Origin of the sequence: Streptomyces sp. NPDC002669, assembly GCF_042889165.1 — a bacterium.
Classification (GTDB): Bacteria; Actinomycetota; Actinomycetes; order Streptomycetales; family Streptomycetaceae; genus Streptomyces.
In genome coordinates this window covers 1-24,850 of sequence record NZ_JBIAQQ010000051.1, presented here as the reverse complement: position 1 = coordinate 24,850, position 24,850 = coordinate 1, and the positions used below count along the sequence as shown (strand labels likewise).

The window sequence follows — 24,850 nt, the reverse complement described above, 5'->3', positions numbered from 1 at the left end:
GAGGGCCCGGGCCGGCTGTCGCTGACGCCGGAGGCGGGTCAGTGTTTCCGCGCCGACCGGTCCAACAGGCCCGTGGCGATGGCGACCTGGGCCGGATCCAGAGCGGTTTCGCCGTCCTCGATGTCCCACAGCGCGTTCTGCAGGACCCGGCCCAGCGTCCAGCCGACCGCCCGTTCCCGGTCCAGGCCGAGCGCCTCGGTCAGCAGGTCGAAGCGGTGGAGCACCGCGCGGGTCACGTCGCCGCTCGCCACCACTTCCGCCCAGCGGTTGGTCAGGGCGGGCAGCAGCTCGAAACCGGGATCGCCGGCCAGGGGCTCGGGGTCGATGGCCAGCCAGGGCTCCCGCTCGGCGGCGAGGACGTTGTCGTAATGCAGGTCCCAGTGCAGCAGGCGGTCACCGGACTCGCCGACGAGTTCGGCCACCGCCGACGCGCAGGTGCGCACCAGTCGTTGCTCGGCCGGGTCACCCAGGCCGGGCACCGCGCGGGGCGTCCCGTCCAGCATGGCCGCGGCGACATCGGCCAGCCGCCGGATGTCCGGCGGCGCGGGCACCGCGACCAGCCGGGCCAGCAACTCGGCCAGGATCCGCAGGGCGGTCGTGTCGTCGGCCACCGACGACAGCGGCCGGCTCGCGTCCAGCCGCTCCAGCAGCATGGTGCCGCTGTCCGCGTCGTGGTCGAGCAGACGCACCACTCCGTCGCCGTTCCACACACGCAGACCCGACGCGGCACCGGCGTTGTCCTCGGTGACCTGCTGAAGCTTCAGCACCGCGGGCGTGCCGTCCGCACGGGTCACCGGCAGGACGAGGGAGGCCATGCCGTGGTCCGGGGGACCGTCCGGTTGCAACGCCCAACGGTCCAGGAACTCACCGGCCAGATCGGGCAGCGCGGCGATCCAGGCACGGCCGGAGGCGCCGCTGTGCCGGATGTAGCACGCGGCGAAGGCGTCGGGCACGCGGAGGGGACCGGAGGTGTTCGGGCTCATGGGGGTATCTCCTTCGTCCGGTTCGGGTGTGGTGGGCGCGGGCGCCGCCGTACGGGCCGGGACCTGGCCGGTGCCGACGTCGACTCCGGCCCCGGTCCGTGATCGATAGGTTGTTCCGTGCGATCCGGCCGGAGCCGGGCGTTGGGTCCTGAGGGAGCGCACATGGGAAATGACATGCGGTCACGCGTCTCGGCCTATGCGGTGGCCGTCACGGAGGACCGGCTGCTGCTGACACAACTCTCGGACGGCTCCCCGGTGTTCCTGCCCGGACTGTGGCACCTGCCGGGCGGCGGGATCGATCCGGGCGAGCAGCCGGAGCAGACGCTGACCCGTGAGCTGTACGAGGAGACCGGCCTCGAACTGCGGGAGGCCCGGCTGGTGGACGCCCGGTCCTACACCGCCCACCGGCTCGGAGTGCACTGGCACCTCGTGGGGCTCTTCTACCGGGTCGAGCTCGCGCCCGGCGCGCTCGCGGTCACCAGGGCCGACGACTCCACCTCCGCCGTCGCCTGGATGCCGTTGGCGGACCTGGCGCTGTCGCAGCTGTCGCCCGCGGCGATCGACGGGCTGGGCATGATCGGGACGCACGGCGTGTGAGGGGTACGAAGGGAGCGAGGAGAGCCGGAGCGCAAGAGGCCGGTGGCGCACGAGGGTTGCGGCACAGTGCCTACCGGCCGCGGCGCGCGGTGGCCACCGCGGTCGAGGCCGCGAGCGCGAGGCACAGCGGCGCGTAGACGACCCGGTCGAGGCGCCGGAAGCGCGGCGAGGCCCCGGCCCCCGGGGCCAGCAGTTCGGTACGTCCCGCGAGCCCGGCCGCACCGCGCACGGCGAGCACCCCCGCGACCCCGGCCGCACCGATCCCGGACAGTGCCGGACGCCGCCGGGGCCGGCCCGCGACGAGCAGCGCCGCGGTCCCCAGCGCTCCCGCCACCGCGAAACACGGCACCGGACCGGGCGGTTCCTGCCGTCCGGCCACCACGTCCGAGAAGGTCTCCCGGTCGGGCAGCGGCCACGTCGAGCCGAGCCCCCACGCGACATGGGCCCCGGCGAGCGCGGTCAGGGCGGTGACGGAAACACGGCGGGCGGCACGCTCGATCGTCATGGCCCCACGCTATCGCCCGCCCCGGACGCCGGTCCGGCCGGGGAACGCGGAACGCACCCACCCGTGCCCGAAGGACGAAGGGCACCGCCCCCGTACCGGGGCGCACGCTCCGCCGCCCACCGGGCCGGAAAACCGGATGAGGAACGGCGGCCGGAGCGGTGGGATGGGGCGATGGACAGCTGGAGCGGGGCGATGGACGGTGACGGGCAGACGATCGTGGACCGGGGGAGGTACCCGCACGCGGTGACGCCCTGGGAACGCAAGGCGTGGCGGGAGGCCGCCCTCGACTGGGCCGGGCAGGGGCTCGCCGCGCACGGGCTGCGCAGCCCCGGCCCGTGGAAGGTGCGGCTGCGGCCGTGGTCCGTGCTGGTACGGATGCCCGTCGCGGACGGCGGCACCGTCTGGTTCAAGGCCAACCCGCCCGCCAGTTCCTTCGAGGCCGGACTGACCGACGCGTTGTCCCGCTGGGTGCCCGAGCACGTGCTGCGGCCGCTCGCCGTCGACCCGGACCGGGGCTGGTCCCTGCTCCCGGACGGCGGCACGCTCTTCCGCGACGCGCTCGACGCGGCCCGACCCGCCGCCGACCCGCGCGCCTGGGAGGAGCCGCTGCGCCAGTACGCCACGATGCAGCGCGCGCTGGTCCCGTACACCGGGGAGATCGAACGGCTCGGCGTCCCCGCCGCGCACACGGCCGCACTTCCCGGCCTCTTCGACCGGACCGTCGAGGAGAACGCCGCGCTCGACCCCGCCGACCGCGGGAAACTGCGCGGGCTGCGGCCCCGGCTCGTGGAGTGGTGCGAGGAACTCGCGGACGCGGGCATCGCCGACACGCTCGACCACTGCGACCTCCACGACGGCCAGTTCTTCGTCGCCGGGCCCGGCCGCCACACCTTCTTCGACTGGGGCGACGCGGCCGTCGGCCACCCCTTCTGCAGCTTCCTGGTGCCCGCCGGGGCGGCTCGCGAGCGATTCGGCCCCGACGTGCTGCCCCGGCTGCGGGACGCCTACCTGGAGCCGTGGACGGGCGAAGGGCGCACCGCGGCCGGGCTGCGGCGTGCGACGGGTCTGGCGTGGCGGCTGGGGGCGATCGGCCGGGCCCGTTCCTGGGGGCGCCTCTTCCCCGGAGCCGGCGACGGCCTCGGCACGACCGGCGGCACGGAGGGGGCGTACTGGCTGATGAGGCTCTTCGCCGAACCGCCGTGGTGACCCTTGGCCGAGCCGCCGCGCGGGGCGCACGGGCAGCCCTCCCGTGTGTCCCGCGCGGCGGGCGGTCAGGCCTCGATGCCCAAGGACCTCGCGACGGCCGGGGGCACCGGGTAGATCCGCTCGGGAGGCAGCAGCCGCGCGGCCTGGGCCGCCCGGCCGCCCTGGCTGAGCTTCGCGATCTTGCGGACCTGGGGAGTCACATCGGTGAGACCGACGACCCACTCCTCGGCGAACGTGCGGATCAGCCCGCGCCCCACCCCGACCTGGATGCTGTAGTGGTTCAGGGCGGCTCCCCGCAGCGAACGCTCGGGATCCCACTGGACGTGCACGGGCGCCCGGGAGACCGCGGCGGGATCGGACGTCGTCAGCACGGCACGGGACAGGGCTTCCTCCCATCCCTCCCGGGTGATCCGCACCGCGAGGACGCGTTCCTGCCCCGGCTTCTGCGCCCAGTTGCTGCGGTGCATGAGCCACAGGAACGACGGCTTGATCCAGGTCATCCGGTTGAACGAGAACGGCGCCACGAACCGGTTCGCCCGCAGGGCCGGATCGGCCACCGCCGATGAGTACGCCTGGTAGACGACGATCGTCCGGGCGTCGTAGTCGGCCCGTATCCGGTGCTGTGCGGTCATGGATTCCACGCTTTCAGCAGGCGCGAGCGGCCCGCAAAAGGTTTTCCGGCCCGCCCGGACGAACCCCGTGCCCGCGTATCCGCCGTACGTCTTCGGCGCGGCGCACCAACGAAGGGCCGGATTTTCGTGCGCCGCCACCAACCGGGCCCGCCCCGCGCCGCCTACCGTCCTCCTGGTGGCGGCGCAGTGCCGCTCCTTCGGAGGTGACCATGGCGAGCACGACAGACCCGACGGCCCCGGCGACGAGAATCCTCACCGCTCTGGAGGCCGGGCTGCCGCGGATGCTGGACGACATCGGGCAACTGGTGCGCACCGAGTCGCCCAGCGAGGACCCGGCCGCGGTCGCCGACTGCGCGAGGACCGTCGCCGGGCTCGGCACCCGGCTGACCGGCACGGAGCCCGAATGGCTCGACGGTTCGGGACGGCCCGCCCTGCGCTGGCGGTTCGGCTCCGGCGACCGGGTTCTGCTGCTCGGCCACTTCGACACGGTGTGGCCGGTGGGCTCACTGGCCACCCACCCCTTCGGGATCACCGGGGGCCGGCTGACCGGGCCCGGCTGTTTCGACATGAAAGCGGGCGTGGCGCAGCTGTTCCACGCCCTGTCCGTCCTCGACGACCTGGACGGGGTCTCGGTGCTGCTCACCGGGGACGAGGAGATCGGCGCCCCCGCCTCGCGTGCCCTGATCGAGGCCGAGGCCCGCCGCACCCGGGCGGTGCTCGTCCTGGAGGCGAGCGAGAACGGCGCGCTGAAGACGGTCCGCAAGGGCGTGTCGAGCTACGGGCTGGGCATCGCCGGACGTGCGGCGCACGCCGGACTCGAACCCCATCGCGGCGTCAACACGACCACCGAACTGGCCCACCAGATCCTCGCGTTGTCCGCGCTCGCCGACCCGGCGACCGGCACCACGGTGACCCCGACCGTCGCCTCGTCGGGCACCACCCGCAACACCGTGCCCGACGCGGCCCGCCTGCTGGTCGACGTACGGGTGGAGACGGCCGCGGAGCAGGACCGGGTGGACCGTGCCGTGCGGGCTCTGCGGCCGGTGACCGAAGGCGCCTCGCTCACCTTCACCGGCGGCCCGGACCGGCCGCCCCTGTCGGCCGACGCCTCGGCCGAACTGTTCGAACTCGCCCGGGAACAGGGCGCGGAACTGGGACTCGGCGCCCTGCGCGGGGTGGCGGTCGGCGGCGCGTCCGACGGCAACCTCACCGCCGGGGTCGGCACCCCCACGCTCGACGGGCTCGGGGCCGTGGGCGGCGGGGCGCACGCCGACGACGAGCACGTGCTCGTGGCCGAACTGCCCCGCCGCACGGCCCTGGTGGCCCGCCTGGTGACGGCACTGCTGCGCCAGTCGCCGACCGGATCCGGCGGGGCGACGGGATGAACGGGACACGGGCGGCGGCGGACGCCGCGGACCTGGCGGCGCGCCGGGCGGGCGTGACCGTGTCGGAGCTGCACCGGCCGGAGGAGATGCACGAGGCGTGCCGGGTGCTGGACCGGATCTGGCGGCCCGCTTCCGGCAACCCGCTGATCCCGCCGGAGCTGCTCCGGGTCTTCGCGCACTCCGGCAGCTATGTCGCGGGCATCCACCGGGACGGCCGGATGGTCGGGTTCTGCCTGGGCTTCCTGGCCGCCGAAGGGCTGCACTCGCACGTGGCCGGGGTGGACGACGGACTCCGTGGCCGGCACGTCGGCTTCGCCGTCAAACAGCACCAGAGGGCCTGGGCCCTGGCCCGCGGCATCACCACGATCACCTGGACCTTCGACCCGCTGATCAGCCGCAACGCCTACTTCAACCTGACCAAACTGGGCGCGGAACCCAGCGAGTACCTGCCCGACTTCTACGGCAGCATGCAGGACGAGGTCAACGCGGGAACCGAGACGGACCGGCTGATGGTCCGCTGGGAGCTGACCGGCCCGCGCGCCGTCGCCTCCGCGACGGGCACGCCCCTTCCCGCCACGGCCGGTGCGGCGGACGGGCGCACCGCGGCCGGGCTGGAGGCCGGGCCCGACGGCCGCCCCGTCGTGGGGGACCTGAAGGGCGACACCGTCCTGGTCCGGGTCCCGGCGGAGGCGGAGGCGATGCGCCGGGACGCCCCATCGCTCGCCCGTGAATGGCGGTACGCGCTGCGCGACGTGCTCGGCGGACTGATGGCCGAGGGACATGCCGTCACCGGATTCACCCGGGACGGCCGGTACGTGATCGAAAGACGTCAGGAGAACCGGACATGAAACTCGTCGGTGTGGAACTGCGCCGGATCGCGATGCCGCTGGTCGCACCGTTCCGGACCTCGTTCGCCACCCTGAACACACGGGAGATCCTGCTGGTCCGGGTCGAGACCGGGGACCAGGAGGGTTACGGCGAATGCGTCACCATGGCCGACCCGCTGTACTCCTCGGAGTACACGGCGGGCGCCGCGGACGTGCTGCGCCGCCACCTGGTGCCCGCCCTCACCGCCCTGCCGGACCTCGACCCGTGGGCGGTCGCGCCCGCGCTCGCCGCGTTCAAGGGGCACCGGATGGCCAAGGCCGCCCTGGAGACCGCGGTGCTGGACGCATGGCTGCGCACCCACGGGATCTCGATGGGCCAGTGGCTGGGGGCGACGGCCGCACGGGTACCGGCCGGGGTGTCGGTCGGCATCATGGATTCGGTCCCCGCCCTCCTCGACGCCGTCGACGGCTACCTCGCCGAGGGCTACCGGCGGATCAAGCTGAAGATCGAACCCGGCTGGGACGTGGCCCCGGTGCACGCGGTCCGGGAACGCTTCGGCGACGACGTGCTGCTCCAGGTGGACGCCAACACCGCCTACACCCTGGCCGACGCCGCTCAACTGGCCCGGCTCGACCCGTACGGGCTGCTGCTGATCGAACAGCCCCTGGACGAGGAGGACCTCAGGGGCCATGCGGAACTCGCCCGGCGAGTGCGCACCCCCATCTGTCTGGACGAGTCCGTCGTCTCCGCCCGCTCGGCGGCCGACGCGATCGCGATGGGCGCCTGCTCGGTCGTCAACATCAAACCGGGCCGGGTCGGAGGCTATCTGGAGGCCCGGCGGATCCATGACGTGTGCGCCGCCAACGGCGTCCCCGTCTGGTGCGGAGGAATGCTGGAGACCGGCCTCGGCCGCGCCGCCAACGTCGCGCTCGCCGCACTGCCCGGCTTCACCCTGCCCGGCGACACGTCCGCGTCCGACCGGTACTACCGGACCGACATCACCGAACCGTTCGTGCTGGAGGACGGCCACCTCGCCGTGCCGCGGGGCCCGGGCATCGGTCTCTCCCCGGTCCCGGAGAAACTGGCCGAGGTCACCACCGGGTCCCCGGAGTGGATCGGCCGGTGACGGGCCGGTCGCCGGAGCCGGGCGCGGGGGCGGCGGGACGGTGAATCCGGGCCGTCGGGCCCCGGCCGCCGAGGCCCGGGGCCCGACGGCCCGGTCGACTACGTTGTGACGATGACGGAGCAGCCGCGGGCCGTGCTCGGCCGGATCATCGACGACCTCGGATCGACCCTGATCGAGGTGGCGGCCGGTGAGGCCGACCCGGCCCGCCCCATCGGCGGAGTGCTGATCCAGGACCCGTTGGACGAACCGGCGGCCCTGCCCGGGGCGGTGGTGCTCGGCGTCGGTGTGTACGGGGCCGGGCCCGTCGCCGCCCTGATCGACCGCGCGCACGGACTGGGCGCGGCGGCCGTCGTGGTCCGCTCCCCGGTCCCGGTGGAGGGACCGGTGTCCGAGGCCGCCGCGCGCACCGGAGTGACCGTGCTCGGCCTGACGCCCGGCGCGTCCTGGGCCCAGGTGGCCGCGCTGCTGCGGTCGCTGCTCGCCGTCGACGAACTGGGCACGGTGGGCGGCCCCGGCGACCCCGACGGCGCCGAACCGCTCGCCGGGGACCTGTTCGCCCTGGCCAACGCGACGGCCGGACTGCTGGACGGCCCGGTCACCGTGGAGGACCGGAGCGGGCGGGTGCTGGCCTTCTCCAGCAGACAGGACGAGGGCGACGACGACCGGATCGCGACCGTCCTCGACCGGCAGGTGCCCGCCGGGAAGCTGCGTGCCCTGGAGGCCGTCGGAGCCTTCCAGACCCTCTACGGCAAGGAGGAACCCGTCTACGTGGACGGGCTGTCGGACAAACCCCGGGCCGCGATCGCGATCCGGGCCGGCGGCGAGATCCTCGGGTCGATCTGGGTCGTCGTCGACGCCCCGCTGAGCGAGGACCGCACCCGGGCGCTCCAGGAGGCGGCGAAGGTGGCCGCCCTGCACCTGCTGCGCCGCCGCACCGGCGAGGACGCGGAGCGGCGGCTGCGCGCGGACCTGCTCGCCACGGTCCTGGACGGCGGCACGCACGCGCCGCAGGCCGCCGCCCGGCTCGGCCTGGCCGCGCAGCCGGCCTGCGTGCTCGCCCTCACGGTGACCGGCGGGCCGTCCGCACCCGACCGGGTCGCCGCGGGCCACCGCGCCGCCGAGGCCCTCGCCCTGCACCTGGCCGCGATCCACCCCCGGACCGCCACGGCCACCCTCGGGAGCGTCACCTACGCGGTCCTGCCCACCGGGTCGGACGCGCAGGGGCTGCGGGTGGCCGAGGCGTTCCTCGGCCGGGTCGGCGACCGGGTCCCCGCCGTCATCGGCGTCGGCCGGCTCGCCGCCCGCCCGGCCGAGCTGCGCCGCTCCCGCACCGACGCGGACCGTGCGCTGCGGGTCCTCGGTTCCGGCCGCACCCGGCGCCGGGCCGCCCGGCTGTCGGACGTCTACGCCGCCGCGCTGCTGGCGGAACTGACCGACCGGATCACCGCCGAGGACGACCTGCCGGACGGCCCGGTCGTACGGCTGCTCGCCCACGACGAACAGCACGGCACCGCCCTCACGGACACCCTGGACGCCTGGCTGAGCACCTTCGGCGACGTCCCCGCGGCCGCGGCCGCCGTGCACGTCCACCCCAACACCTTCCGCTACCGGCTCAAGCGGCTGGCCGCGGTCGCGGACATCGACCTCGCCGACCCGGAGGCCCGGTTCGAGGCGATGCTGCAACTGCGCCTGCGGCCGCCGCGCACCTGATCCACTGCCCACACGAGGAGCGCGAGCGCGCTGATCGCGGCCCCGAGCAGACACACCGCACCCCACCCGGCCCGTGCGTGGACGGCCGTCGAGGCGAGGGCGCCCGCGGCGCTGCCGACCGAGTAGAAGACCATGTAACCGCCGATCAGGCGGCTGCCGGCGTCGGGGCGGACCGCGTGGATCAGGCTCTGGTTGGTGACGTGGACGGCCTGCACGGCCAGATCGAGGACGACCGCGCCGATCACCAGCGCCCACAACGACTGCCGGATGAGGGAGAGCGGGAGCCACGACACGGTGAGCAGGACCAGCGCGGTACCGGTGGTCCACCCGGCGAGCCCCCGGTCGTGCAGCCGGCCGGCCGGTGCGGCCGCCAGCGCGCCCGCGGCCCCCACCAGCCCGAACGCCCCGATCGCGGTGTGCGACAGGGACAGCGGGGGCTCGCTCAGCGGCAGGGCGACACAGCTCCACAGGGTGCTGAAGGCGGCGAAGACGAGCAGGGCGAGCAGAGCGCGGACCCGCAGCACGCGCTCCTCGGCGAACAGCGCGAGCGTCGAACGCAGCAGCCGGACGTACCGCACGGGGGCCGGCGGAGCCGACCGGCGCGGCAGTACGCGGACGAGGGCCAGGGCGAGCACCAGGGTCAGCGCGGCCGAGGCGAGGTAGACCGCCCGCCAGCCCGCGAGGTCGGCCAGGGCGCCGGAGACCGTGCGGGCGAGCAGGATCCCGATGACGATGCCGCTGGTGACCAGGCCGACCGTGCGCCCGCGCCGGTCGGGGGCGGACAGCGACGCCGCGAAGGCCACGAGCGTCTGGGTCACCACGGCGAGGAAGCCCACGGCGGCCAGGGCGGCCAGCAGGACCGGCGCGGCCACCGCCGTGGCGGTGGCCACGAGCGCCGCCGCGAGCAGCGCCAGCTGGGCCACGACGAGGGTCCGCCGGTCGACCAGGTCGCCCAGCGGCACCAGCAGGAACAGCCCGAGGCCGTAGCCGGCCTGGGTGAGGGTCACGACGATGCCGACGGACGCCGTACCGATCCCGAACTCCCGGCCCAGGGTGACCAGGAGGGGCTGCGCGAAGTAGACATTGGCCACCGCCGCCCCCGAGGCGACCGCGAAGAGCAGCAGGACGCGTCCGGACAGGGCCGTCGCCGGGGTTCCGCCGCCCGTGTCCACGGCCTCGGTCGTTCTCTCGCTGTCGGTCACGGGCACCCCTCGGCTTTTTTGGTTGCAAGTTGCTACCTCGTGGACGCTAGCGCCGACTGGTAGCATGTTGCAACCGATTGGACGGAGGGGAAGCGGCATGGTGAAGCGGACACGCCTCGACGGCAGCGACTGCCCGGTGGCCCGCTCGGTCGATGCGATCGGCGACTGGTGGGCGCTCCTGATCGTCCGTGACGCGTTCGACGGCAGCCGCCGCTTCGGTGAGTTCCAGCGCAGCCTGGGCATCGCGAAGAACATCCTCGCGACGCGGCTGCGCGAACTGGTCGGCAGCGGAATCCTCGACCTGGTCCCGGCGGCCGACGGCGGCGCCCGCCACGAGTACGTGCTGACGGCCAGGGGCAGGGACCTCTTCCCGGTCGTCGTGGCGCTGCGGCAGTGGGGCGAGGCGCACTTCTTCGACCCCGGCGAACCCCACTCGGAGCTGGTCGACCTGCGCGAGGGCCGTCCCCCGCGGACGCTGGAGGTCCGCGCGGCCGACGGACGCCCGCTCGGACCGGACGACGTCACGGTGCGAAAGATCGAACGGTCCGGGGCGACGGACCCCGCATGACGGTCCGGGCAACCCGCTCCCGCCCCCCGGACAGCCGATCAGGACGCGCACCCGTCCGCACCCCCGCGCTCCAATGGACGGGTGACCGCGCCCCCCGACGACTGCCTCGCGCGCAACGAGTGGCTCTGCGGGGCCTACCTCTCCAGCCGGCGCGAGATCCTCTGGGACGCCGTCGTCCAGCACGTCCAGCTCACCGCGGCCTCCGTGCTCATCGGGCTGCTCCTCGCCGTTCCGCTCGCCCTCGCGGCACGGCACCGGCGCTGGGCGGCGGGCCCCGTCCTCGGCGTGACGACCGCCCTGTACACCATCCCCTCGCTCGCGATGTTCTCGCTGCTGCTCCCGGTGTACGGACTGTCCGCCTCGCTCGTCGTCGCCGGACTCGTCCTGTACTCGCTCACCCTCCTCGTCCGCAACCTCCTCGCCGGACTGCGCGCCGTGCCCGAGGAGACCCGGCAGGCCGCGCGCGGCATGGGATACGGCCCGCTGCGCCTGCTGCTCGCCGTCGAACTGCCCCTCGCCCTGCCCGCCGCCATGGCCGGACTGCGGATCGCGACCGTCTCCGCGATCTCCCTGGTCACCGTCGGCGCGATCGTCGGCCACGGCGGACTCGGCAACCTCATCTACTCCGGCATGAACACCTACTTCAAGGCCCAGGTGCTCACCGCCTCCGTCCTCTGCGTGATCATCGCCGTCGCCGCCGACCTGCTGCTCCTGCTCGCCCAGCGGTTCCTGACCCCGTGGACCCGGAGCCGGCCGTGAACACCCTCGCCGAAGCCTGGTCCTGGCTCACCACCGCCACGAACTGGACCGGCGAGGGCGGCATCCGGGACCGCCTCGCCCAGCACCTCTTCCTCACCGTCGTCTGCCTGCTGATCAGCTGTCTGATCGCACTGCCCGTCGCCGTGCTCCTCGGCCACCTCGGCAGGGGCGGCGCACTCGCCGTCAACATCTCCAACATCGGCCGGGCCGTCCCCACCTTCGCCGTGCTGGTGCTGCTCCTCCTCACCCCGATCGGCGGCCACGGCGAATGGCCCACCGTCATCGCCCTCGTGCTCTTCGCCGTACCGCCGCTGCTCACCAACGCCTACGTCGGCATGCGGGAGGTCGACCGGGACGTGGTCCGCGCCGCCCGGGGCATGGGCATGACGGGCCGACAGCTGATGCTGGGCGTCGAGGTGCCGCTCGCCCTGCCCCTGATCCTCACCGGCGTACGGATCGCCGCCGTCCAGCTCGTCGCGACCGCCACCCTCGCGGCCCTGGCGGGCGGCGGCGGACTCGGCCGCATCATCACCGCGGGGTTCAACCTCGCCTCCACCGCTCAGGTGGTCGCCGGAGCGGTCCTGGTGACCGCCTTCGCCCTGATCGTCGAAGGACTCTTCGAAGGGGCGCGGCGGCTGCTCCCCGACCGGCTCCGCGGCGAGGCGTCCCGATGAGACCGCGCGGCGCGTTCCCGCTGCTGCCGGCGCTGCTGCTGGCGGCGACCGCCTGCGCCACCGGCCCCTCCCTGGAGAACCGCGGCGAAGTCACCGCACCGCCCGGCGACAGCGAGCACCTCACCATCGGCTCCGCCGGATTCACCGAGAGCGAGCTGCTCGCCCGGATGTACGCGCTGCTGCTGGACCGGGCCGGCTACACCACCAGGATCATCACCGTCACCAACCGGGAGATCTACGAACCCGCGCTGGAGAACGGCCAGATCGACGTCGTACCGGAGTACGCCGCGACCTTCGCCGACTGGCTCAACGCCAAGGAGAACGGCGCGGACGCCGCCCCCGTCGGCTCGCCCGACCTCGCCGTCACCATGAAGGCCCTGCGCGCACTGGCCGCCCCCCGCGGCCTCACCGTTCTCGACCCCGGACGCGCCGTCGACCAGAACGCCTTCGCCGTCACCGCCGCGTACGCGGCCCGACACCGCCTCAGGACCCTCGGCGACCTGGGCGCGTCCGGCCTGCCCGTACGGCTGGCGGCCGGTGACGAATGCGTACGGCGCCCCTACTGCGCGCCCGGGCTGAAGAAGACGTACGGCATCCGCATCACGGCCGTGGACCCCAAGGGCGTCGGCACCACCCAGGCCAAACAGGCCGTCCGCAACGGTCAGGACCAGATGGTCCTGACCACCACCACCGACGCCACGCTCGACACCTTCGGCCTCGTCCTGCTCGCCGACGACAAGCACCTCCAGAACGCCGACCACCTCGTCCCGGTCGTCAACCGCTCCCGGGCGGGCGGCGAAGGCGTGCGCCGGGCCCTGGGCGTGCTCGCCACCGTACTGACCACCGCCGACCTGGCCCGGCTCAACGAGCAGGTCGACAGCTGGCGTCGGCTGCCCGAGGACGTGGCGCGCGCCTACCTGGAGTCCCGGCACCTCCTCCCGCGCGGCTGACGGCCGCCCCGGAAGGTCAGGCCCCCAGCTTCCCCGGCAGCCAGCCCAGCTGCACGGCCTCCTGGAACGGCCCGCCGCCCTCGTGGTCGTTGAAGTCGTACACCTCGATGGTCTTGTCCGGATGGGCGTAGGAGTTGAACGCGGCGAAGACCGTCGAGGGCGGGCAGGTCATGTCCTCCAGGGCGGTCGAGAACAGCGCCGGAGCCCGACCCCGGGCGGCGAAGTGCACCCCGTCGAAGTAGGCCAGGGTGGCTCGCGCCCGGTCGGACCGGCCGCGGTGCGTCTTGAGGTAGTTGCCGATCTCGCGGTACGGGTTGCGGTCGGTGACGGTCAGGGCGCGCGGGAAGTCGCACAGGAACGGGACGTCCGGCGCGATCGCCGCGAGGTCCGGTATCAGCCCGCCGACGGCGAGCGTGATGCCGCCGCCCTGGCTCTCGCCGATGACCGCGGTCCGGGCCGGATCGGCCAGCGGGTGCGAGCGCGCCGCCTCCACCGCGCGCACCGCGTCGGTGAATACCCGCCGGTAGTAGTACGCGTACGGGTCCTCGATGCCGCGGGTCATGAAACCGGGGAACGCGGGACCGCTGCCCACCGGATCCGGGGTGTCGCCGACCCGCCAGCCGCTGCCCTGGCCGCGGGTGTCCATCACGAAGTGGGCGAAACCCGCCGAGGCCCAGAGCAGATGGGTGTGCGCCAGGCCCCGCCCGCCGCCGTAGCCGATGAACTGGACGACCAGCGGCAGCGGCTCCGCGGCCCCCGCCGGGACGACGAACCAGCCCTTGACCGGATGACCGCCGAAGCCCGCGAACGTCACGTCGTACACGTCCACGGTCGCCAGACCCGTACCGGCGCGCCGCTCGAACCGGGCGTCGAGGTCGTGGGACCTGGCCTCGCCGAGCGTCTTCGCCCAGAACGCGTCGAAGTCCTCCGGCTCCACCGACGCGCTGCGGTGCTCGCGCAGTCGGTCGAGCGGCAGATCGAACAGGGACATGCGGTACCGCCTTCTTCGCAGGGTGGGTGCTCGCCCACGGGGATGTCGATCACACCGTACGGCGGTGGCCCGCGCGGGAACGAGCCGGCCCGGAGCGGGAAGGAACACACCGGAGAAGTTGTGTCCGCCCCCTTGACCGGCGCCCGGCCGCCCCTCACAGTACTCGTCAACACACATGAGTAATACGCATTAATGAAATTGAGGAGCACAGGTGGAGGAACCCAGGAAGCGGGCCAGGCCCGGCCGCGCACCCGCACCGGCGGGCCGCACGGGCCGGCCGCGCCAGGCCGAGGTCGCCCGGCTCGCCGGGGTCTCGCAGGCCACGGTCTCGCTGGTGCTCGCGGACAAGAGGCAGGGACCCGCGATCTCCGAGGAGACCCGGCAGAAGGTGCTGGAGGCGGCCCGAAGCCTCGGCTACGTCCCCGACCCGGCCGCCCGCAGACTCGCGGCGGCGCGCAACGACCTGCTGGGCGTCTTCAGCTTCACCGCGACCTTCCCGACCGATGTGCGGCACTCGTACTACCCGTTCCTGGTGGGCGTGGAGCGCGAGGCCGCGGAACGCGGCTACGACCTGGTGCTGTTCACCGGTTCGAGCCCCGGGGGCGCGGGGGCCGGCGCCCCCGACGCGCTGGGCCGGGTCCGCCTCGCCGACGGCTGTCTGTTCCTCGGCCGCCACGCACCGGTCCAGGAGCTGCGACGGCTGGTCGCCGACGGCTTTCCCGTGGTCCACCTCGGCCGCCGGGACGAGCCGGAGGGGCTGCACTGGGTCGGCGCCGACTACGTGAGCGCCGCCCGCGAGGTCGTCGGCCGCCTGGCCTCGCTCGGGCACCGCCGGATGGTCCTGGTCCGCGAGGACGACGAGGCGCCCGCCTCCACCGACCGCGAACTCGGCTTCCGCCAGGGGCTGGAGGCCGTCGGCCCGAGCGACGGCCCCGGGGCCGTCTTCCGTTCCGCCGACCCGGAGCGCGATCTCACCCCCGAACGGCTGCGGGGCTGGCTCGCCGACGGCGTCACCGCGTTCGTCGCCGAGGAGACCGACACCGGGGCCGCCTGGCGGGCCCTGCGCCGGGCCGTCGCCGACGCCGGGATCGACTGCCCGCGCGACGCCTCGCTGGCGCTGCTCGGCAGCCCGCCCGCCGACCTCGCGGACGGTCCCGAACCCACCGGCTTCGACATCCCCCGCACCCGGCTCGGCGCGGCCGCCGTCCGCATGCTCGCCGCGCTGGTGGCGGGGGAGGAGGCCACCGAACCCCTGGTCGCCTGCACCTTCCGGCCCGGTGCGACTTCGGGTCCGCCGCCCGCCACCGAGGACCACTGACCGACCGCACGCACAGCACAAGGAGACCCGTGATACCCGAACCGGACATCCTCGTCGTGGGCGCCGGACTCGGCGGCGTCGCCGCCGCGCTCGCCGCCTGCCGCGCCGGACGCACCGTCGTCCTCACCGAGGAGACCGACTGGATCGGCGGCCAGCTCACCTCCCAGGCCGTTCCCCCGGACGAGCACCCGTGGGTGGAGCAGTTCGGCACCACCGCCTCGTACCGCACCCTGCGCGAGGGCATCCGCGCGTACTACCGCCGGTGGTACCCGATGCGCTCCGAGGCCCTCGCCCGAACCGACCTCAACCCCGGCGCCGGACGCGTGAGCAAGCTCTGCCACGAACCGCGGGTCGCGCTCACCGTGCTGGAGGCGATGCTCGCACCGCACCGGGCGGCGGGCCGCCTCACCCTGCTCACCGAGCACCGGGCGGTGGCCGCCGAAGCCGATAACGATGTCATCGGGGCCGTGACCCTGGAGAACCTCCGGACCGGCGGCCGCACCACCCTCACCGCCCGCTACGTCATCGACGCCACCGAGACCGGCGAACTCCTCGAACTCGGCGGCGTCGAGCACGCCGTCGGCGCCGAGGCGCGCAGCGAGTTCGACGAACCGCACGCCCCCGAGGAGGCCCAGCCGCTCAACCAGCAGGGCATCACGGTGTGCTTCGCGCTCTCCCACCACGAGGGCGAGGACCACACCGCCGACCGGCCCGCCGACTACGACTTCTGGCGCTCCTACCGGCCCGGCTTCTGGCCCGGCCCGCTCCTCGGGTTCCGGGCGCCCGACCCGCGCTCCCTGGAACCCGTACCGCGCACCTTCGCCCCCAACCCGGACGCCGACCCGCTCGCCGTCGGCGCCGACCAGAGCGCCGACGCGGGCGACAAGGAGCTGTGGGGTTTCCGTCGCATCCTCGCCCGCGGCATGCACCGCCCCGACGCCTTCGACTCCGACATCACGCTCGTCAACTGGCCGCTCAACGACTACTGGCTCAAGCCCCTGATCGGCGCCGGGGACGAGGTGACCGCTCAAGCGGTCGCCGGGGCACGGCAGTTGTCGCTCTCGCTGCTGTACTGGCTGCAGACCGAGGCCCCCCGCCAGGACGGCGGCACCGGCTTCCCCGGACTGCGTATCCGCCCCGACGTCACCGGCACCGAGGACGGACTCGCCAAGGCCCCCTACGTACGCGAGTCCCGCCGGATCAAGGCCGTCACCACCGTCACCGAGCAGGACGTGTCGATCGACCTCGTCGGCCCGCACGGAGGAACGCGCCACCGGGACGCGGTCGGTGTCGGCAGCTACCGCATCGACCTGCACCCCTCCACCGGGGGCGACAACTACATCGACATCGGCTCGGTGCCGTTCGAGATCCCGCTCGGCGCCCTCGTACCGCGCCGCGTCCGCAACCTGCTGCCCGCCGGCAAGAACATCGGCACCACCCACATCACCAACGGCTGCTACCGGCTCCACCCGGTGGAATGGAACATCGGCGAGGTCGCCGGAGCCCTGGCCGCCCACTGCCTCACCGAAGGCGTCGAACCGCAGCAGGTCCAGTCCGAGGACAAGCGGTACGAGGCGTTCGCGCGGCTGCTCGACCGCGACGGGATCCAGCGCCACTGGCCCGACGTGCGCGGCTACTGACCGCGGACACCGAAACCGTGAAACGCCGGGGGGACAGCTCCACCTGTCCCACCCGGCCCGCCCGCGCATCGACCCACCCGCACAAGGAGGTGCCCAACCATGACCACCCACCGCATCCGCGTCGGTATCGACGTGGGCGGAACCTTCACCGACGCCGTCGCCGTCGACGCCACGACCCTCGAACTGCTGGGGCAGGTGAAGGTTCCCACCAGCCACCACCACGAGGACGGCGTCGCCCACGGCATCGTCGAGGCACTCGACCGGCTGCTGGAGCAGACCGGCCGCGCCGCCGAGGACGTCGCGTTCCTGGCACACGGCACGACACAGGCTACCAACGCCCTGCTGGAGGGTGATGTCGCCACCGTCGGGCTGATCGGCATCGGAAGGGGACCCGGCGCCGTGCTCACCCGCCGGCTCGCCTCGCTCGGCAGGCTCGAACTCGCCCCGGGCAAGCGGCTCCCGCTCTCCTACGCCCATGTGGCCGACCCCGACGAGGCGGACGAGGTGCGCGCCGCCGTCGACGCCGTCACCCGGGAAGGCGCCCAAGTCCTCGTCGCCAGCGAGCCGTTCGGAGTCGACCGGCCGGAGGGCGAGCGGGCGGTCCTCGAAACGGCTCGCCCGCACGGCCTGCCGATGACCGCCGCGCACGAGATCACCTCCCTGTACGGGCTCGCCAAACGGACCCGTACCGCCGTCGTCAACGCCGCGATCCTGCCGCGCATGCTGGCCACCGCCGACCTCGTCGACGCCTCCATCACCAAGGCCGGGGTGAACGCGCCCCTGATGGTGATGCGGTGCGACGGCGGCGTGATGTCGCTCGACGAGATGCGTGGACGCCCGCTGCTGACCGTGCTCTCCGGCCCCGCCGCAGGGGTCGCGGGCGCGCTGATGCAGGAACGGATCAGCGAGGGTCTCTTCCTGGAGAGCGGCGGCACCTCCACCGACATCAGCGTCGTGCGCCGGGGCAAGGTCGCCGTCCGGCACGCCACCATCCTGGGCAGGGCTTCGTACCTCTCCGCGCTCGACGTGCGGACGGTCGGCGTCGGCGGCGGCTCCATGGTCCGGATCGGCGGCGGCGGGGTCGTCGGCGTAGGGCCCCGCAGCGCGCACATCGCCGGACTGCCGTACGCCTGCTTCGCCGCCCTCGACGACCTGCGCGAGGCCCGCCTCACCACCGTCCGGCCGAGGGAGGGCGACCCCGACGACTACGCCGTGATCGAAGCGGCCGGAGGCCGGTACGCGATCACGATGACCTGCGCGGCCAACGCGCTGGGCCGGGTCCCCGAGGGCGACTTCGCCCACTGCGACCAGGACGTGGCCCGTGCCGCCCTGGCCCCGCTGGCCGCCGCACTGTCCACCGATGTCGCGACGGCGGCCGCCCGGCTCCTCGACGCGGGCGTCTCACAGGTCAGGGCCGTCACCGACGCCATGATCCGCGACTACCGGCTGGAGAAGGACACCGCGGTCCTGGTCGGTGGCGGCGGGGGCGCCGCGTCCGTCACCCCGCATCTGGCCTCCGTCACCGGGCAGGAGGGCCGGATCGCCCGGCACAGCGAGGTCATCAGCCCCATCGGGGTCGCCCTCGCCCTGGTCCGCGAGCAGATCGAGCGGATCATCCCGGGCGCCGGCCAGGAACAGATCCTCGCCGTCCGCGCCGAGGCCGAGGCGGCCGTCGTGGCCCAGGGCGCCGCCGCCGACGGGGTGGAGGTCGAGGTCACCGTGGACCCGCAGACCAGCACGGTACGGGCGGTGGCCACCGGGGCCACCGAACTGCGCACCCAGGACCGGGCCCACCGCGCCGACGAGACCGAACGGCTGCGCGCCGCGGCGGCCAGCCTCAAGACCGACCCGTCGGACGTGAACGTCCTGGCCAGGACCCCCGCCCACACGGTCTACGGCACCGAGACCCGGCGCCGCTTCCGCGCCGCCCGGCACCCGGTGCGGGTCGTCGACGCCGACGGAGTCGTACGACTGCACGCCCCCGACGCCCTGGTCGAGACGACCACCGTCGCCGCCGCCCCCGAGACGCTCGCCCGGCTCGTCGGCGAGGCCACCTCGTACGGCGACGGCGGCGTGCGCGCCCCCGCCCTGAGGCTGCTCATCGGGTCCCGCATCGCCGACCTGTCCGGAGTCCTGGACCCGCAGCCGCTGCTCGCCCTGGCCCGTAGCGAACTCGGCACCCGCGCGGCCGACGAGTCCGTGGTCGCGGTCGTGGAAGTACGGACATGAGCACACCCGCCGACCTCGCCGCCACGGACGACATCGAGTTCGGGGTCCGGCTCCTGGCGGCCACGCCCACACACGAAGGGCGCGACCGCGAGCTGCTGCTCCACTGGGCCACCGTGGCGACGGAGTTCGGCGCCGGACTCACCCCCGCCCCCTCCCGCGCCCGCGTCGTCGAACGCGACGGCGGGCTGGAACACGGCCTCCTCGCCCGCTACACCTCGCGCCCCGCGACCGTCGAGCTGTACACCGACACCCTCGCCCGCGCGGAGGCCCTGGTGGACGAGCTCGGCTGGCGCCACTGGTACCCGCCGGGCTCGGTGCGTGCTGCGGCCCTCGCGCACGAGGCCGTCCACGAACTGCTCCATCACGGCCCGGTCGGAGCAGCGCTGAAACAGGCGCTCGGCCATGTGGTGCTGCGCGCCGGAGGTCTGCGCCTGTACGGCCATGTCGCCGGGGCCGAGGAGATCGCCGCCCACGCCCATGCCCGCACCGCCTGCGGACTCGGCCGCAGCCCGCTGCTGCTGACCGCCGCGCTGGCCACGGCCGACACGCACCCCACCACCGCACCGCACGGAAGAGAGAAGTAACGCCATGGGCGTCGTCATCCTCCTCGTCATGGCGGCCGGTGTCGCCGCGATGCTCACCCGGAAACTCCCCACGGCCTTCGCGCTCGTCGTCCTGGCCGTCGTCATCGCCCTCGTCGCCGGCGCGCCGCTCACCGGCGGGAACAGCGTCCTGGACACGGTCCTCCAGGAAGGCGCCCCCACCCTCGCCGCCACCATGATCGCCATCCTGCTCGGCTCCTGGCTCGGCAAGCTCCTGGACGAGACCGGCATCGCGGGCACCCTCGTCCGCAAGATCGTCGAATTCGGCGGCGACCGTCCGGTGGTGGTGGCCCTCGGCGTCCTCGCCGTCTCCACCCTCGTCGGTACGGTGACGGGCTCCGCCCCCGCCGCGATGCTCGCCGGAATCATCGGCATCCCCGCGATGATCGCCGTCGGCATCCCCAAGGTCACCGCGGCCGGCACGATCCTCATGGGCATCGCGGCGGGCATGCCGTTCGAGCTGCCCGTCTGGCAGTTCTTCTCCACCGCGCTGGAACTGCCCGTCCCCACCGTGCGCGGCTTCATGATCAAACTGTTCCCGTTCGCCCTGGCCGCCGCCGTCCTCTTCGTCCTCGTCGAGTCCCGCCGCCGCGGCGTCGAACACGCCTGGTCCGCCAAGTCCCTTGCTCCGAGGCCGCGTTCCGGCCGCCGCGCCCGGCTCGGCGACGCCCCCTGGTACGCGCTGCTCACGCCGGTGGTTCCCCTGGTCCTGGCCCTCGGCCTCGACGTGGCCATCATCCCCTCGCTGCTCGCGGGCGTCCTGTACTGCCTGGCCACCACCACCCGGCCGCGCGAGATGAACAAGCGGCTGCTGCGCACCCTCTACGGCGGCTTCGAGGTGGCCGCCGCACCGATCACCCTGTTCGTCGCCATCGGCATCCTGCTCGCGGCCGTGAAACTGCCCGGGGCGATCGAGGCGCTGGAACCCCTCGTCAAGGCGGTCAGCCCGCAGAACGCGGTGCTGTTCGTCCTCGTCTTCACCGTCCTCGTACCGCTCTGCCTCTACCGCGGCCCGCTCAACGTCTTCGGCCTCGGCGCGGGCATCGCTGGCGTCCTGATCGCCGCCGGCATCTACCCCGCCACCGCGGTCCTGGGCCTGGCCACCTCGTACAACCAGGTGTTCGGCGTCGCCGACCCCACCAGCACCCAGACCGTGTGGAGCGCGCAGTACGCGGGCGTCACCCCGCAACAGGTGATGCTCCGCACCCTTCCGTACGTCTGGGCCGTCGCCCTCGGCGGCCTCTGCGTGACCGCCGCCACCCACCTCTGACACGTTCACCCACTCCCGGGACGGAGTCCACCCATGAACGAGCCGCAGACCGATCCGGAGAACGGGCCGCGGATGGGCCGTCGTCTTTTCCTGCGCTCGGCCGCGGCCGCCGGCACGGTCCTCGCCGTCGGTGCCACCGCGCCCGGCACCGCGGCCGCCGCGCCCGCCGGCTTCCCCGACCACCGGTACGTCAGGACGCTGCTCGAACCCTCGCGGCTGAAGTACAACCCCACCGGCGAGATCATCTTCCCCTGCATCAGGGGAGCGGCGGAAACCTCCTGATCACCGAGGTCGGCAACGACTTCGGCCGCCGTGACCACCTGGGCCTCTTCCACGACTCGCTCCCCGGGGCCCCGGACAACGGCCGCAGCGCGGCGCCCGGTTTCGGTACACAGGACGGGGTGGCGTACATGGTCTACGAGGCGGGGGAGCGTCTCCAGGGGGCCATCGCCGTGGCCCGAGCGGTGTAGGCCGTGCGCGCCGGGCCGGGGAGGGCGGCTCGGCGCCCGGCCCGCGGGGCCGCCGAAAACCCGTTGCCCGCAAGGCGGTGTACTGCGACGCTCCCTCCCATGCCCGAGAACGATTCAAGCAACGCGCACCAGGTCGAGGCGCTCTTCTCGCACGGCCGTCTGACGGCGATCCCCCGCAGGGCGGCCCGCCGCGAGCAGTTGCTGGTCCACCTCGGTGAGACGCTGTTCGAACGGGACCGGACCTACACCGAACGCGAGGTCAACGAGGCGCTGCTCACGGTGCACGAGGACTGCGCCGCGCTGCGCCGCTACCTGGTCGTCGCCGGTCTGCTGTTCCGTTCCAGGGACGGCGGCAGCTACCGGCGCGGACGGTAGCGCCGGCCCCGCCCGGCGCGCCCTACGCGTCCGCGATCGAGTGGAACCGCACCTCGTCCCGGCCCACGCCCCGCGCGTCCGCGTCCACCGAGCGGCGCAGCGCCTCGTGGAGCCGGGCCGGGGTCAGCACACCGAGGAACCGCGGCCCGTCCAGCACCGCGACCCAGCCGGCGTCGTGCTGGAGCATCTCGCTGAACGCCTGCTTCAGCGGCGCGCCGACCGGCACCCAGGCATCCATCCGGCGGGCCAGGGCACCGACGGTGCCGTGCCCGCCCGAGGCCCGCAGCACGTCCGCCGACACCCAGCCGTGCAGCTCGCCCCCGCCGTTCAGCACCACCGCCCAGCGGGCCCCCGCCCCGTCCAGCCGGTCCGCCGCCGAACCGGCCGGCTCGTCGAGCCGGGCCACCGGCGGCTCCTCCAGGTCGTCCGGCTCGATCGCCGTGACCGAGAGCCGCTTCAGGCCCCGGTCGGCGCCCACGAACCGGGCCACGTACGGGGTCGCGGGAGTCCCGAGCACGGCTCCCGGGCTGTCGAACTGCTCGATGCGCCCCGCCCCGTACACCGCGATCCGGTCACCCATCCGGACCGCCTCCTCGATGTCGTGGGTGACCATCAGGACCGTCTTCTTGACCCTGGCCTGCAAGCCGAGGAACTCGTTCTGCAACCGTTCGCGCACCACCGGATCGACCGCGCCGAACGGCTCGTCCATCAGCAGCACCGGCGGATCGGCGGCCAACGCCCGTGCCACGCCCACTCGTTGCCGCTGCCCGCCGGAGAGCTGCGAGGGGTAGCGGGAGCCGTACGTCCCCGGGTCGAGACCCACCAGCTCCAGCAGCTCGGCCGCCCGTTCCCTGGCCCTGGCCCGTTTCCAGCCGATCAGCGCGGGCACGGTCGCGGTGTTGTCGAGGACCGTGCGGTGCGGGAAGAGCCCCACCTGCTGGATGACGTAGCCGATCCGGCGGCGGAGCCTCACCGGGTCGACCCCGGAGATGTCCTCGCCCTCCACCAGGATCCGGCCCGACGACGGCTCGATCAGCCGGTTCACCATCATCATCGTGGTGGTCTTGCCGCAGCCGGACGGTCCGACCAGGGTGACCAGTTCCCCCTCGGCGACCTCGAAGGACAGGCCGTCCACCGCGGTCGTGCCGTCCGGATACACCTTGCCGACCTGCTCGAACCGGATCATGCCTGCACGGTAGGAGCCGCCCGGGCACCGCGCACACGGGCCGCGACCGTCCGTGTCACGGCCGTGTGCTGAACTGTCCGAGGCACATCTGGCGATTCAGGAGCATTTTGTGAGCAGTTACCGGCACCCCGGCATCGTCTTCACCGACCGGTGCTTCACGGTCCCGCTCGACCACGACGACCCGGACGGCGAGCGGATCGAGGTCTTCGGCAGGGAGGCCGTGGCGAGCGGCCGGGCCGACGAGGACCTGCCGTGGCTGCTCTACCTGGAGGGCGGTCCCGGCTTCGGCGCCCGGCGCTTCGTGGGTACGGAGGCATGGCTGGGACGGGCCGTGCGGGAGTTCCGGGTGCTGCTGCTCGACCAGCGCGGCACCGGCCTCTCCACCCCGGCCAACCGGCAGACCCTGCCACTGCGCGGCGGTCCGCGCGAGCAGGCCGACTACCTGGCCCGCTTCCGCTCCGACAACATCGTGCGCGACTGCGAGCTGATCCGCCCGCAGCTGACCGGCGGCGAGCCGTGGACGGTCCTCGGCCAGTCCTTCGGCGGCTTCTGCGCCGTCCGCTACCTGTCGGCCGCCCCCGAGGGGCTCAAGGCCGTCCTGATCACCGGCGGGCTGCCCTCGCTGGACGCGCACGCCGACGACGTCTACCGGGCCGCCTACCCGCGCGTCGAGCGCAAGGTCGCCGCGCACTACGCCCGCTATCCGCAGGACGTCGAACGCGCCCGGCAGATCACCGCCCACCTGCTGGAACACCCCACCGACAGCGCCGGCCACCTGCTGACGCCCGAGGGGTTCCAGTCCCTGGGCATCATGCTGGGCGGCGGCAGTGGCAGCCACCAGCTGCACTACCTGCTGGAGAACGCGTTCGTCCGCACCCCGCACGGCACCGAACTCTCCGACACCTTCCAGGAGGCCGTGCGCACGGCCAACTCGTTCGCCGGACACCCGCTGTACGCGCTGATGCACGAGGCGATCTACGGCCAGGACGACCGGCCCACCGCCTGGTCCGCCGAACGGGTCCGCGCCGAGTTCCCGCAGTTCGACGCGGCCGAGGCGCTCAAGGGCGAGGGGCCGGTGCTCTTCACCGGCGAGACCATCCACCCCTGGCACTTCGAGGTGGACCCGGCGCTGCGCCCGCTGCGCGAGACCGCCGAACTGCTGGCCGCCCGCACCGACTGGGAGCCGTTGTACGACGCCGAGCGCCTGGCGGCCAACCAGGTGCCGGTCGTCGCCGCCGTCTACCACGACGACATGTACGTCGACACCGGGCACTCGCTGCGCACGGCGGCGTCGATCCGCGGGCTGCGCACCTGGGTGACCAACGAGTACGAGCACGACGGGCTGCGCGCGGGCGGGCCGCGGGTGCTGGACCGGCTGCTCGCCATGGTCCGGGGCGACGCCTGACCGACGGCGGGAACGGCCCGGCGCGGCGCACGGGGGCCGGTGGACAGCGCCCCGGACGGCGTCCGTTCCGGGTGCGGTGCACGGTGGGCCGACGCCGGGGGGGGGGGGGGGGGGGGGGGGGGGGGGGGGGGGGGGGGGGCGCGGCGCCCCCCCCCCCCCCCCCCCCCCCCCCCCCCCCCCCCCCCCCCCCCCCCCCCCCCCCCCCCCCCCCCCCCCCCCCCCCCCCCCCCCCCCCCCCC

The 24,850-nt window shown here is 74.0% G+C and carries 24 protein-coding genes and 1 pseudogene; 19 read left to right on the top strand and 6 right to left on the bottom strand.

Annotated elements, in window-relative coordinates:
* Positions 1–38 precede the first annotated feature (38 nt).
* The gene (locus tag ACFYW1_RS37960) at positions 39–983 is read right to left on the bottom strand and encodes an aminoglycoside phosphotransferase family protein (RefSeq protein ID WP_389004212.1); all 945 of its coding nucleotides are present in this window, start codon (positions 981–983) and stop codon (positions 39–41) included.
* 162 nt (positions 984–1,145) lie between these two features.
* Here ACFYW1_RS37960 and ACFYW1_RS37955 point away from each other — a divergent pair, with 162 nt between their 5' ends.
* Positions 1,146–1,580, top strand: coding sequence for an NUDIX hydrolase (locus ACFYW1_RS37955; protein WP_389004210.1), 435 nt, complete (start codon positions 1,146–1,148; stop codon positions 1,578–1,580).
* A gap of 70 nt (positions 1,581–1,650) precedes the next feature.
* Here the strand turns inward: ACFYW1_RS37955 and ACFYW1_RS37950 are convergent, their stop codons facing one another.
* Complete coding sequence (locus ACFYW1_RS37950; protein WP_389004208.1) at positions 1,651–2,085, bottom strand: DUF3995 domain-containing protein; 435 nt, start codon at positions 2,083–2,085, stop codon at positions 1,651–1,653.
* 171 nt (positions 2,086–2,256) lie between these two features.
* Between ACFYW1_RS37950 and ACFYW1_RS37945 the strand changes: the two genes are divergently transcribed.
* Positions 2,257–3,291, top strand: coding sequence for a phosphotransferase (locus ACFYW1_RS37945; protein WP_389004206.1), 1,035 nt, complete (start codon positions 2,257–2,259; stop codon positions 3,289–3,291).
* A 65-nt stretch (positions 3,292–3,356) separates the two neighbouring features.
* On the opposite strand, the gene ACFYW1_RS37940 is transcribed toward ACFYW1_RS37945, so the two are convergent.
* A complete protein-coding gene (locus tag ACFYW1_RS37940) occupies positions 3,357–3,923 on the bottom strand; it encodes a DUF4291 domain-containing protein (RefSeq protein WP_389004204.1) in 567 nt (188 codons plus the stop codon).
* Positions 3,924–4,132: 209 nt separating this feature from the next.
* Between ACFYW1_RS37940 and ACFYW1_RS37935 the strand changes: the two genes are divergently transcribed.
* The 4 genes from ACFYW1_RS37935 (at position 4,133) to ACFYW1_RS37920 (ending at position 8,972) form a co-directional block, all read left to right on the top strand.
* On the top strand, positions 4,133–5,308 hold the full coding sequence (locus tag ACFYW1_RS37935) for a M20 family metallopeptidase (RefSeq protein ID WP_389004202.1): 1,176 nt from the start codon (positions 4,133–4,135) through the stop codon (positions 5,306–5,308).
* Positions 5,305–6,156 (top strand): GNAT family N-acetyltransferase, encoded by an 852-nt coding sequence (locus ACFYW1_RS37930; RefSeq protein WP_389004200.1) that lies wholly within the window; start codon positions 5,305–5,307, stop codon positions 6,154–6,156. Before ACFYW1_RS37935 ends, ACFYW1_RS37930 begins: the two co-directional genes overlap by 4 nt.
* Positions 6,153–7,262 (top strand): o-succinylbenzoate synthase, encoded by a 1,110-nt coding sequence (gene menC / locus ACFYW1_RS37925; RefSeq protein ID WP_389004198.1) that lies wholly within the window; start codon positions 6,153–6,155, stop codon positions 7,260–7,262. The genes ACFYW1_RS37930 and menC overlap by 4 nt, the downstream gene beginning before the upstream one ends.
* A gap of 111 nt (positions 7,263–7,373) precedes the next feature.
* Positions 7,374–8,972, top strand: a complete 1,599-nt coding sequence (locus ACFYW1_RS37920; RefSeq protein ID WP_389004196.1) for a PucR family transcriptional regulator — start codon at positions 7,374–7,376, stop codon at positions 8,970–8,972.
* Here the strand turns inward: ACFYW1_RS37920 and ACFYW1_RS37915 are convergent.
* The gene (locus tag ACFYW1_RS37915) at positions 8,867–10,180 is read right to left on the bottom strand and encodes an MFS transporter (protein WP_389004194.1); all 1,314 of its coding nucleotides are present in this window, start codon (positions 10,178–10,180) and stop codon (positions 8,867–8,869) included. The two genes, ACFYW1_RS37920 and ACFYW1_RS37915, sit on opposite strands and share 106 nt — an antisense overlap.
* A gap of 91 nt (positions 10,181–10,271) precedes the next feature.
* On the opposite strand from ACFYW1_RS37915, the gene ACFYW1_RS37910 reads away from it, so the two are divergent.
* The 4 genes from ACFYW1_RS37910 to ACFYW1_RS37895 all read left to right on the top strand — a co-directional run bounded on the left by ACFYW1_RS37910 (position 10,272) and on the right by ACFYW1_RS37895 (position 13,125).
* Positions 10,272–10,742: a winged helix-turn-helix transcriptional regulator gene (locus ACFYW1_RS37910; protein ID WP_389004192.1), complete on the top strand. Its 471-nt coding sequence runs from the start codon at positions 10,272–10,274 to the stop codon at positions 10,740–10,742.
* Positions 10,743–10,823: 81 nt separating this feature from the next.
* A complete protein-coding gene (locus ACFYW1_RS37905) occupies positions 10,824–11,501 on the top strand; it encodes an ABC transporter permease (protein WP_389004190.1) in 678 nt (225 codons plus the stop codon).
* A complete protein-coding gene (locus ACFYW1_RS37900; protein WP_389004188.1) occupies positions 11,498–12,175 on the top strand; it encodes an ABC transporter permease in 678 nt (225 codons plus the stop codon). Before ACFYW1_RS37905 ends, ACFYW1_RS37900 begins: the two co-directional genes overlap by 4 nt.
* Entirely contained in the window at positions 12,172–13,125 is a 954-nt protein-coding gene (locus ACFYW1_RS37895; RefSeq protein WP_389004186.1) for an ABC transporter substrate-binding protein, read from the top strand. Before ACFYW1_RS37900 ends, ACFYW1_RS37895 begins: the two co-directional genes overlap by 4 nt.
* Before the next feature lie 16 nt (positions 13,126–13,141).
* Here the strand turns inward: ACFYW1_RS37895 and ACFYW1_RS37890 are convergent, their stop codons facing one another.
* Positions 13,142–14,116 carry an acetylxylan esterase gene (locus ACFYW1_RS37890; protein WP_389004184.1) on the bottom strand — a complete coding sequence of 325 codons (975 nt, stop codon included), beginning with the start codon at positions 14,114–14,116 and terminating at the stop codon, positions 13,142–13,144.
* A gap of 211 nt (positions 14,117–14,327) precedes the next feature.
* Here ACFYW1_RS37890 and ACFYW1_RS37885 point away from each other — a divergent pair, with 211 nt between their 5' ends.
* The 8 genes and pseudogenes from ACFYW1_RS37885 to ACFYW1_RS37850 all read left to right on the top strand — a co-directional run bounded on the left by ACFYW1_RS37885 (position 14,328) and on the right by ACFYW1_RS37850 (position 22,020).
* A complete protein-coding gene (locus tag ACFYW1_RS37885; protein ID WP_389004182.1) occupies positions 14,328–15,434 on the top strand; it encodes a LacI family DNA-binding transcriptional regulator in 1,107 nt (368 codons plus the stop codon).
* A 29-nt stretch (positions 15,435–15,463) separates the two neighbouring features.
* On the top strand, positions 15,464–17,074 hold the full coding sequence (locus ACFYW1_RS37880; RefSeq protein ID WP_389004180.1) for an FAD-dependent oxidoreductase: 1,611 nt from the start codon (positions 15,464–15,466) through the stop codon (positions 17,072–17,074).
* 99 nt (positions 17,075–17,173) lie between these two features.
* Entirely contained in the window at positions 17,174–19,303 is a 2,130-nt protein-coding gene (locus ACFYW1_RS37875; RefSeq protein WP_389004178.1) for a hydantoinase/oxoprolinase family protein, read from the top strand.
* Positions 19,300–19,887, top strand: a complete 588-nt coding sequence (locus tag ACFYW1_RS37870) for a hypothetical protein (RefSeq protein WP_389004176.1) — start codon at positions 19,300–19,302, stop codon at positions 19,885–19,887. Before ACFYW1_RS37875 ends, ACFYW1_RS37870 begins: the two co-directional genes overlap by 4 nt.
* A 4-nt stretch (positions 19,888–19,891) precedes the next feature.
* The gene (locus ACFYW1_RS37865; protein ID WP_389004174.1) at positions 19,892–21,175 is read left to right on the top strand and encodes a transporter; all 1,284 of its coding nucleotides are present in this window, start codon (positions 19,892–19,894) and stop codon (positions 21,173–21,175) included.
* Positions 21,176–21,208: 33 nt separating this feature from the next.
* Positions 21,209–21,457, top strand: coding sequence for a hypothetical protein (locus ACFYW1_RS37860; protein WP_389004226.1), 249 nt, complete (start codon positions 21,209–21,211; stop codon positions 21,455–21,457).
* Positions 21,439–21,645, top strand: a pseudogene (locus ACFYW1_RS37855) (hypothetical protein); the annotation flags it as partial. The gene ACFYW1_RS37860 and the pseudogene ACFYW1_RS37855, both read left to right, overlap by 19 nt.
* 99 nt (positions 21,646–21,744) lie before the next feature.
* The gene (locus ACFYW1_RS37850; protein ID WP_389004172.1) at positions 21,745–22,020 is read left to right on the top strand and encodes a DUF2087 domain-containing protein; all 276 of its coding nucleotides are present in this window, start codon (positions 21,745–21,747) and stop codon (positions 22,018–22,020) included.
* A gap of 22 nt (positions 22,021–22,042) precedes the next feature.
* On the opposite strand, the gene ACFYW1_RS37845 is transcribed toward ACFYW1_RS37850, so the two are convergent.
* On the bottom strand, positions 22,043–23,206 hold the full coding sequence (locus ACFYW1_RS37845; RefSeq protein ID WP_389004170.1) for an ATP-binding cassette domain-containing protein: 1,164 nt from the start codon (positions 23,204–23,206) through the stop codon (positions 22,043–22,045).
* Positions 23,207–23,315: 109 nt separating this feature from the next.
* Here ACFYW1_RS37845 and ACFYW1_RS37840 point away from each other — a divergent pair, with 109 nt between their 5' ends.
* The gene (locus ACFYW1_RS37840; protein ID WP_389004168.1) at positions 23,316–24,611 is read left to right on the top strand and encodes an alpha/beta fold hydrolase; all 1,296 of its coding nucleotides are present in this window, start codon (positions 23,316–23,318) and stop codon (positions 24,609–24,611) included.
* Positions 24,612–24,850 lie beyond the last annotated feature (239 nt).

Coding starts and splice junctions, on each gene's coding strand:
- ACFYW1_RS37960 (WP_389004212.1), bottom strand. CDS start 983: ATGAGCCCGAACACCTCCGGTCCCCTCCGCGTGCCCGACGCCTTCGCC.
- ACFYW1_RS37955 (WP_389004210.1), top strand. CDS start 1,146: ATGGGAAATGACATGCGGTCACGCGTCTCGGCCTATGCGGTGGCCGTC.
- ACFYW1_RS37950 (WP_389004208.1), bottom strand. CDS start 2,085: ATGACGATCGAGCGTGCCGCCCGCCGTGTTTCCGTCACCGCCCTGACC.
- ACFYW1_RS37945 (WP_389004206.1), top strand. CDS start 2,257: ATGGACAGCTGGAGCGGGGCGATGGACGGTGACGGGCAGACGATCGTG.
- ACFYW1_RS37940 (WP_389004204.1), bottom strand. CDS start 3,923: ATGACCGCACAGCACCGGATACGGGCCGACTACGACGCCCGGACGATC.
- ACFYW1_RS37935 (WP_389004202.1), top strand. CDS start 4,133: ATGGCGAGCACGACAGACCCGACGGCCCCGGCGACGAGAATCCTCACC.
- ACFYW1_RS37930 (WP_389004200.1), top strand. CDS start 5,305: ATGAACGGGACACGGGCGGCGGCGGACGCCGCGGACCTGGCGGCGCGC.
- menC (WP_389004198.1), top strand. CDS start 6,153: ATGAAACTCGTCGGTGTGGAACTGCGCCGGATCGCGATGCCGCTGGTC.
- ACFYW1_RS37920 (WP_389004196.1), top strand. CDS start 7,374: ATGACGGAGCAGCCGCGGGCCGTGCTCGGCCGGATCATCGACGACCTC.
- ACFYW1_RS37910 (WP_389004192.1), top strand. CDS start 10,272: ATGGTGAAGCGGACACGCCTCGACGGCAGCGACTGCCCGGTGGCCCGC.
- ACFYW1_RS37895 (WP_389004186.1), top strand. CDS start 12,172: ATGAGACCGCGCGGCGCGTTCCCGCTGCTGCCGGCGCTGCTGCTGGCG.
- ACFYW1_RS37890 (WP_389004184.1), bottom strand. CDS start 14,116: ATGTCCCTGTTCGATCTGCCGCTCGACCGACTGCGCGAGCACCGCAGC.
- ACFYW1_RS37875 (WP_389004178.1), top strand. CDS start 17,174: ATGACCACCCACCGCATCCGCGTCGGTATCGACGTGGGCGGAACCTTC.
- ACFYW1_RS37870 (WP_389004176.1), top strand. CDS start 19,300: ATGAGCACACCCGCCGACCTCGCCGCCACGGACGACATCGAGTTCGGG.
- ACFYW1_RS37865 (WP_389004174.1), top strand. CDS start 19,892: ATGGGCGTCGTCATCCTCCTCGTCATGGCGGCCGGTGTCGCCGCGATG.
- ACFYW1_RS37860 (WP_389004226.1), top strand. CDS start 21,209: ATGAACGAGCCGCAGACCGATCCGGAGAACGGGCCGCGGATGGGCCGT.
- ACFYW1_RS37850 (WP_389004172.1), top strand. CDS start 21,745: ATGCCCGAGAACGATTCAAGCAACGCGCACCAGGTCGAGGCGCTCTTC.
- ACFYW1_RS37845 (WP_389004170.1), bottom strand. CDS start 23,206: ATGATCCGGTTCGAGCAGGTCGGCAAGGTGTATCCGGACGGCACGACC.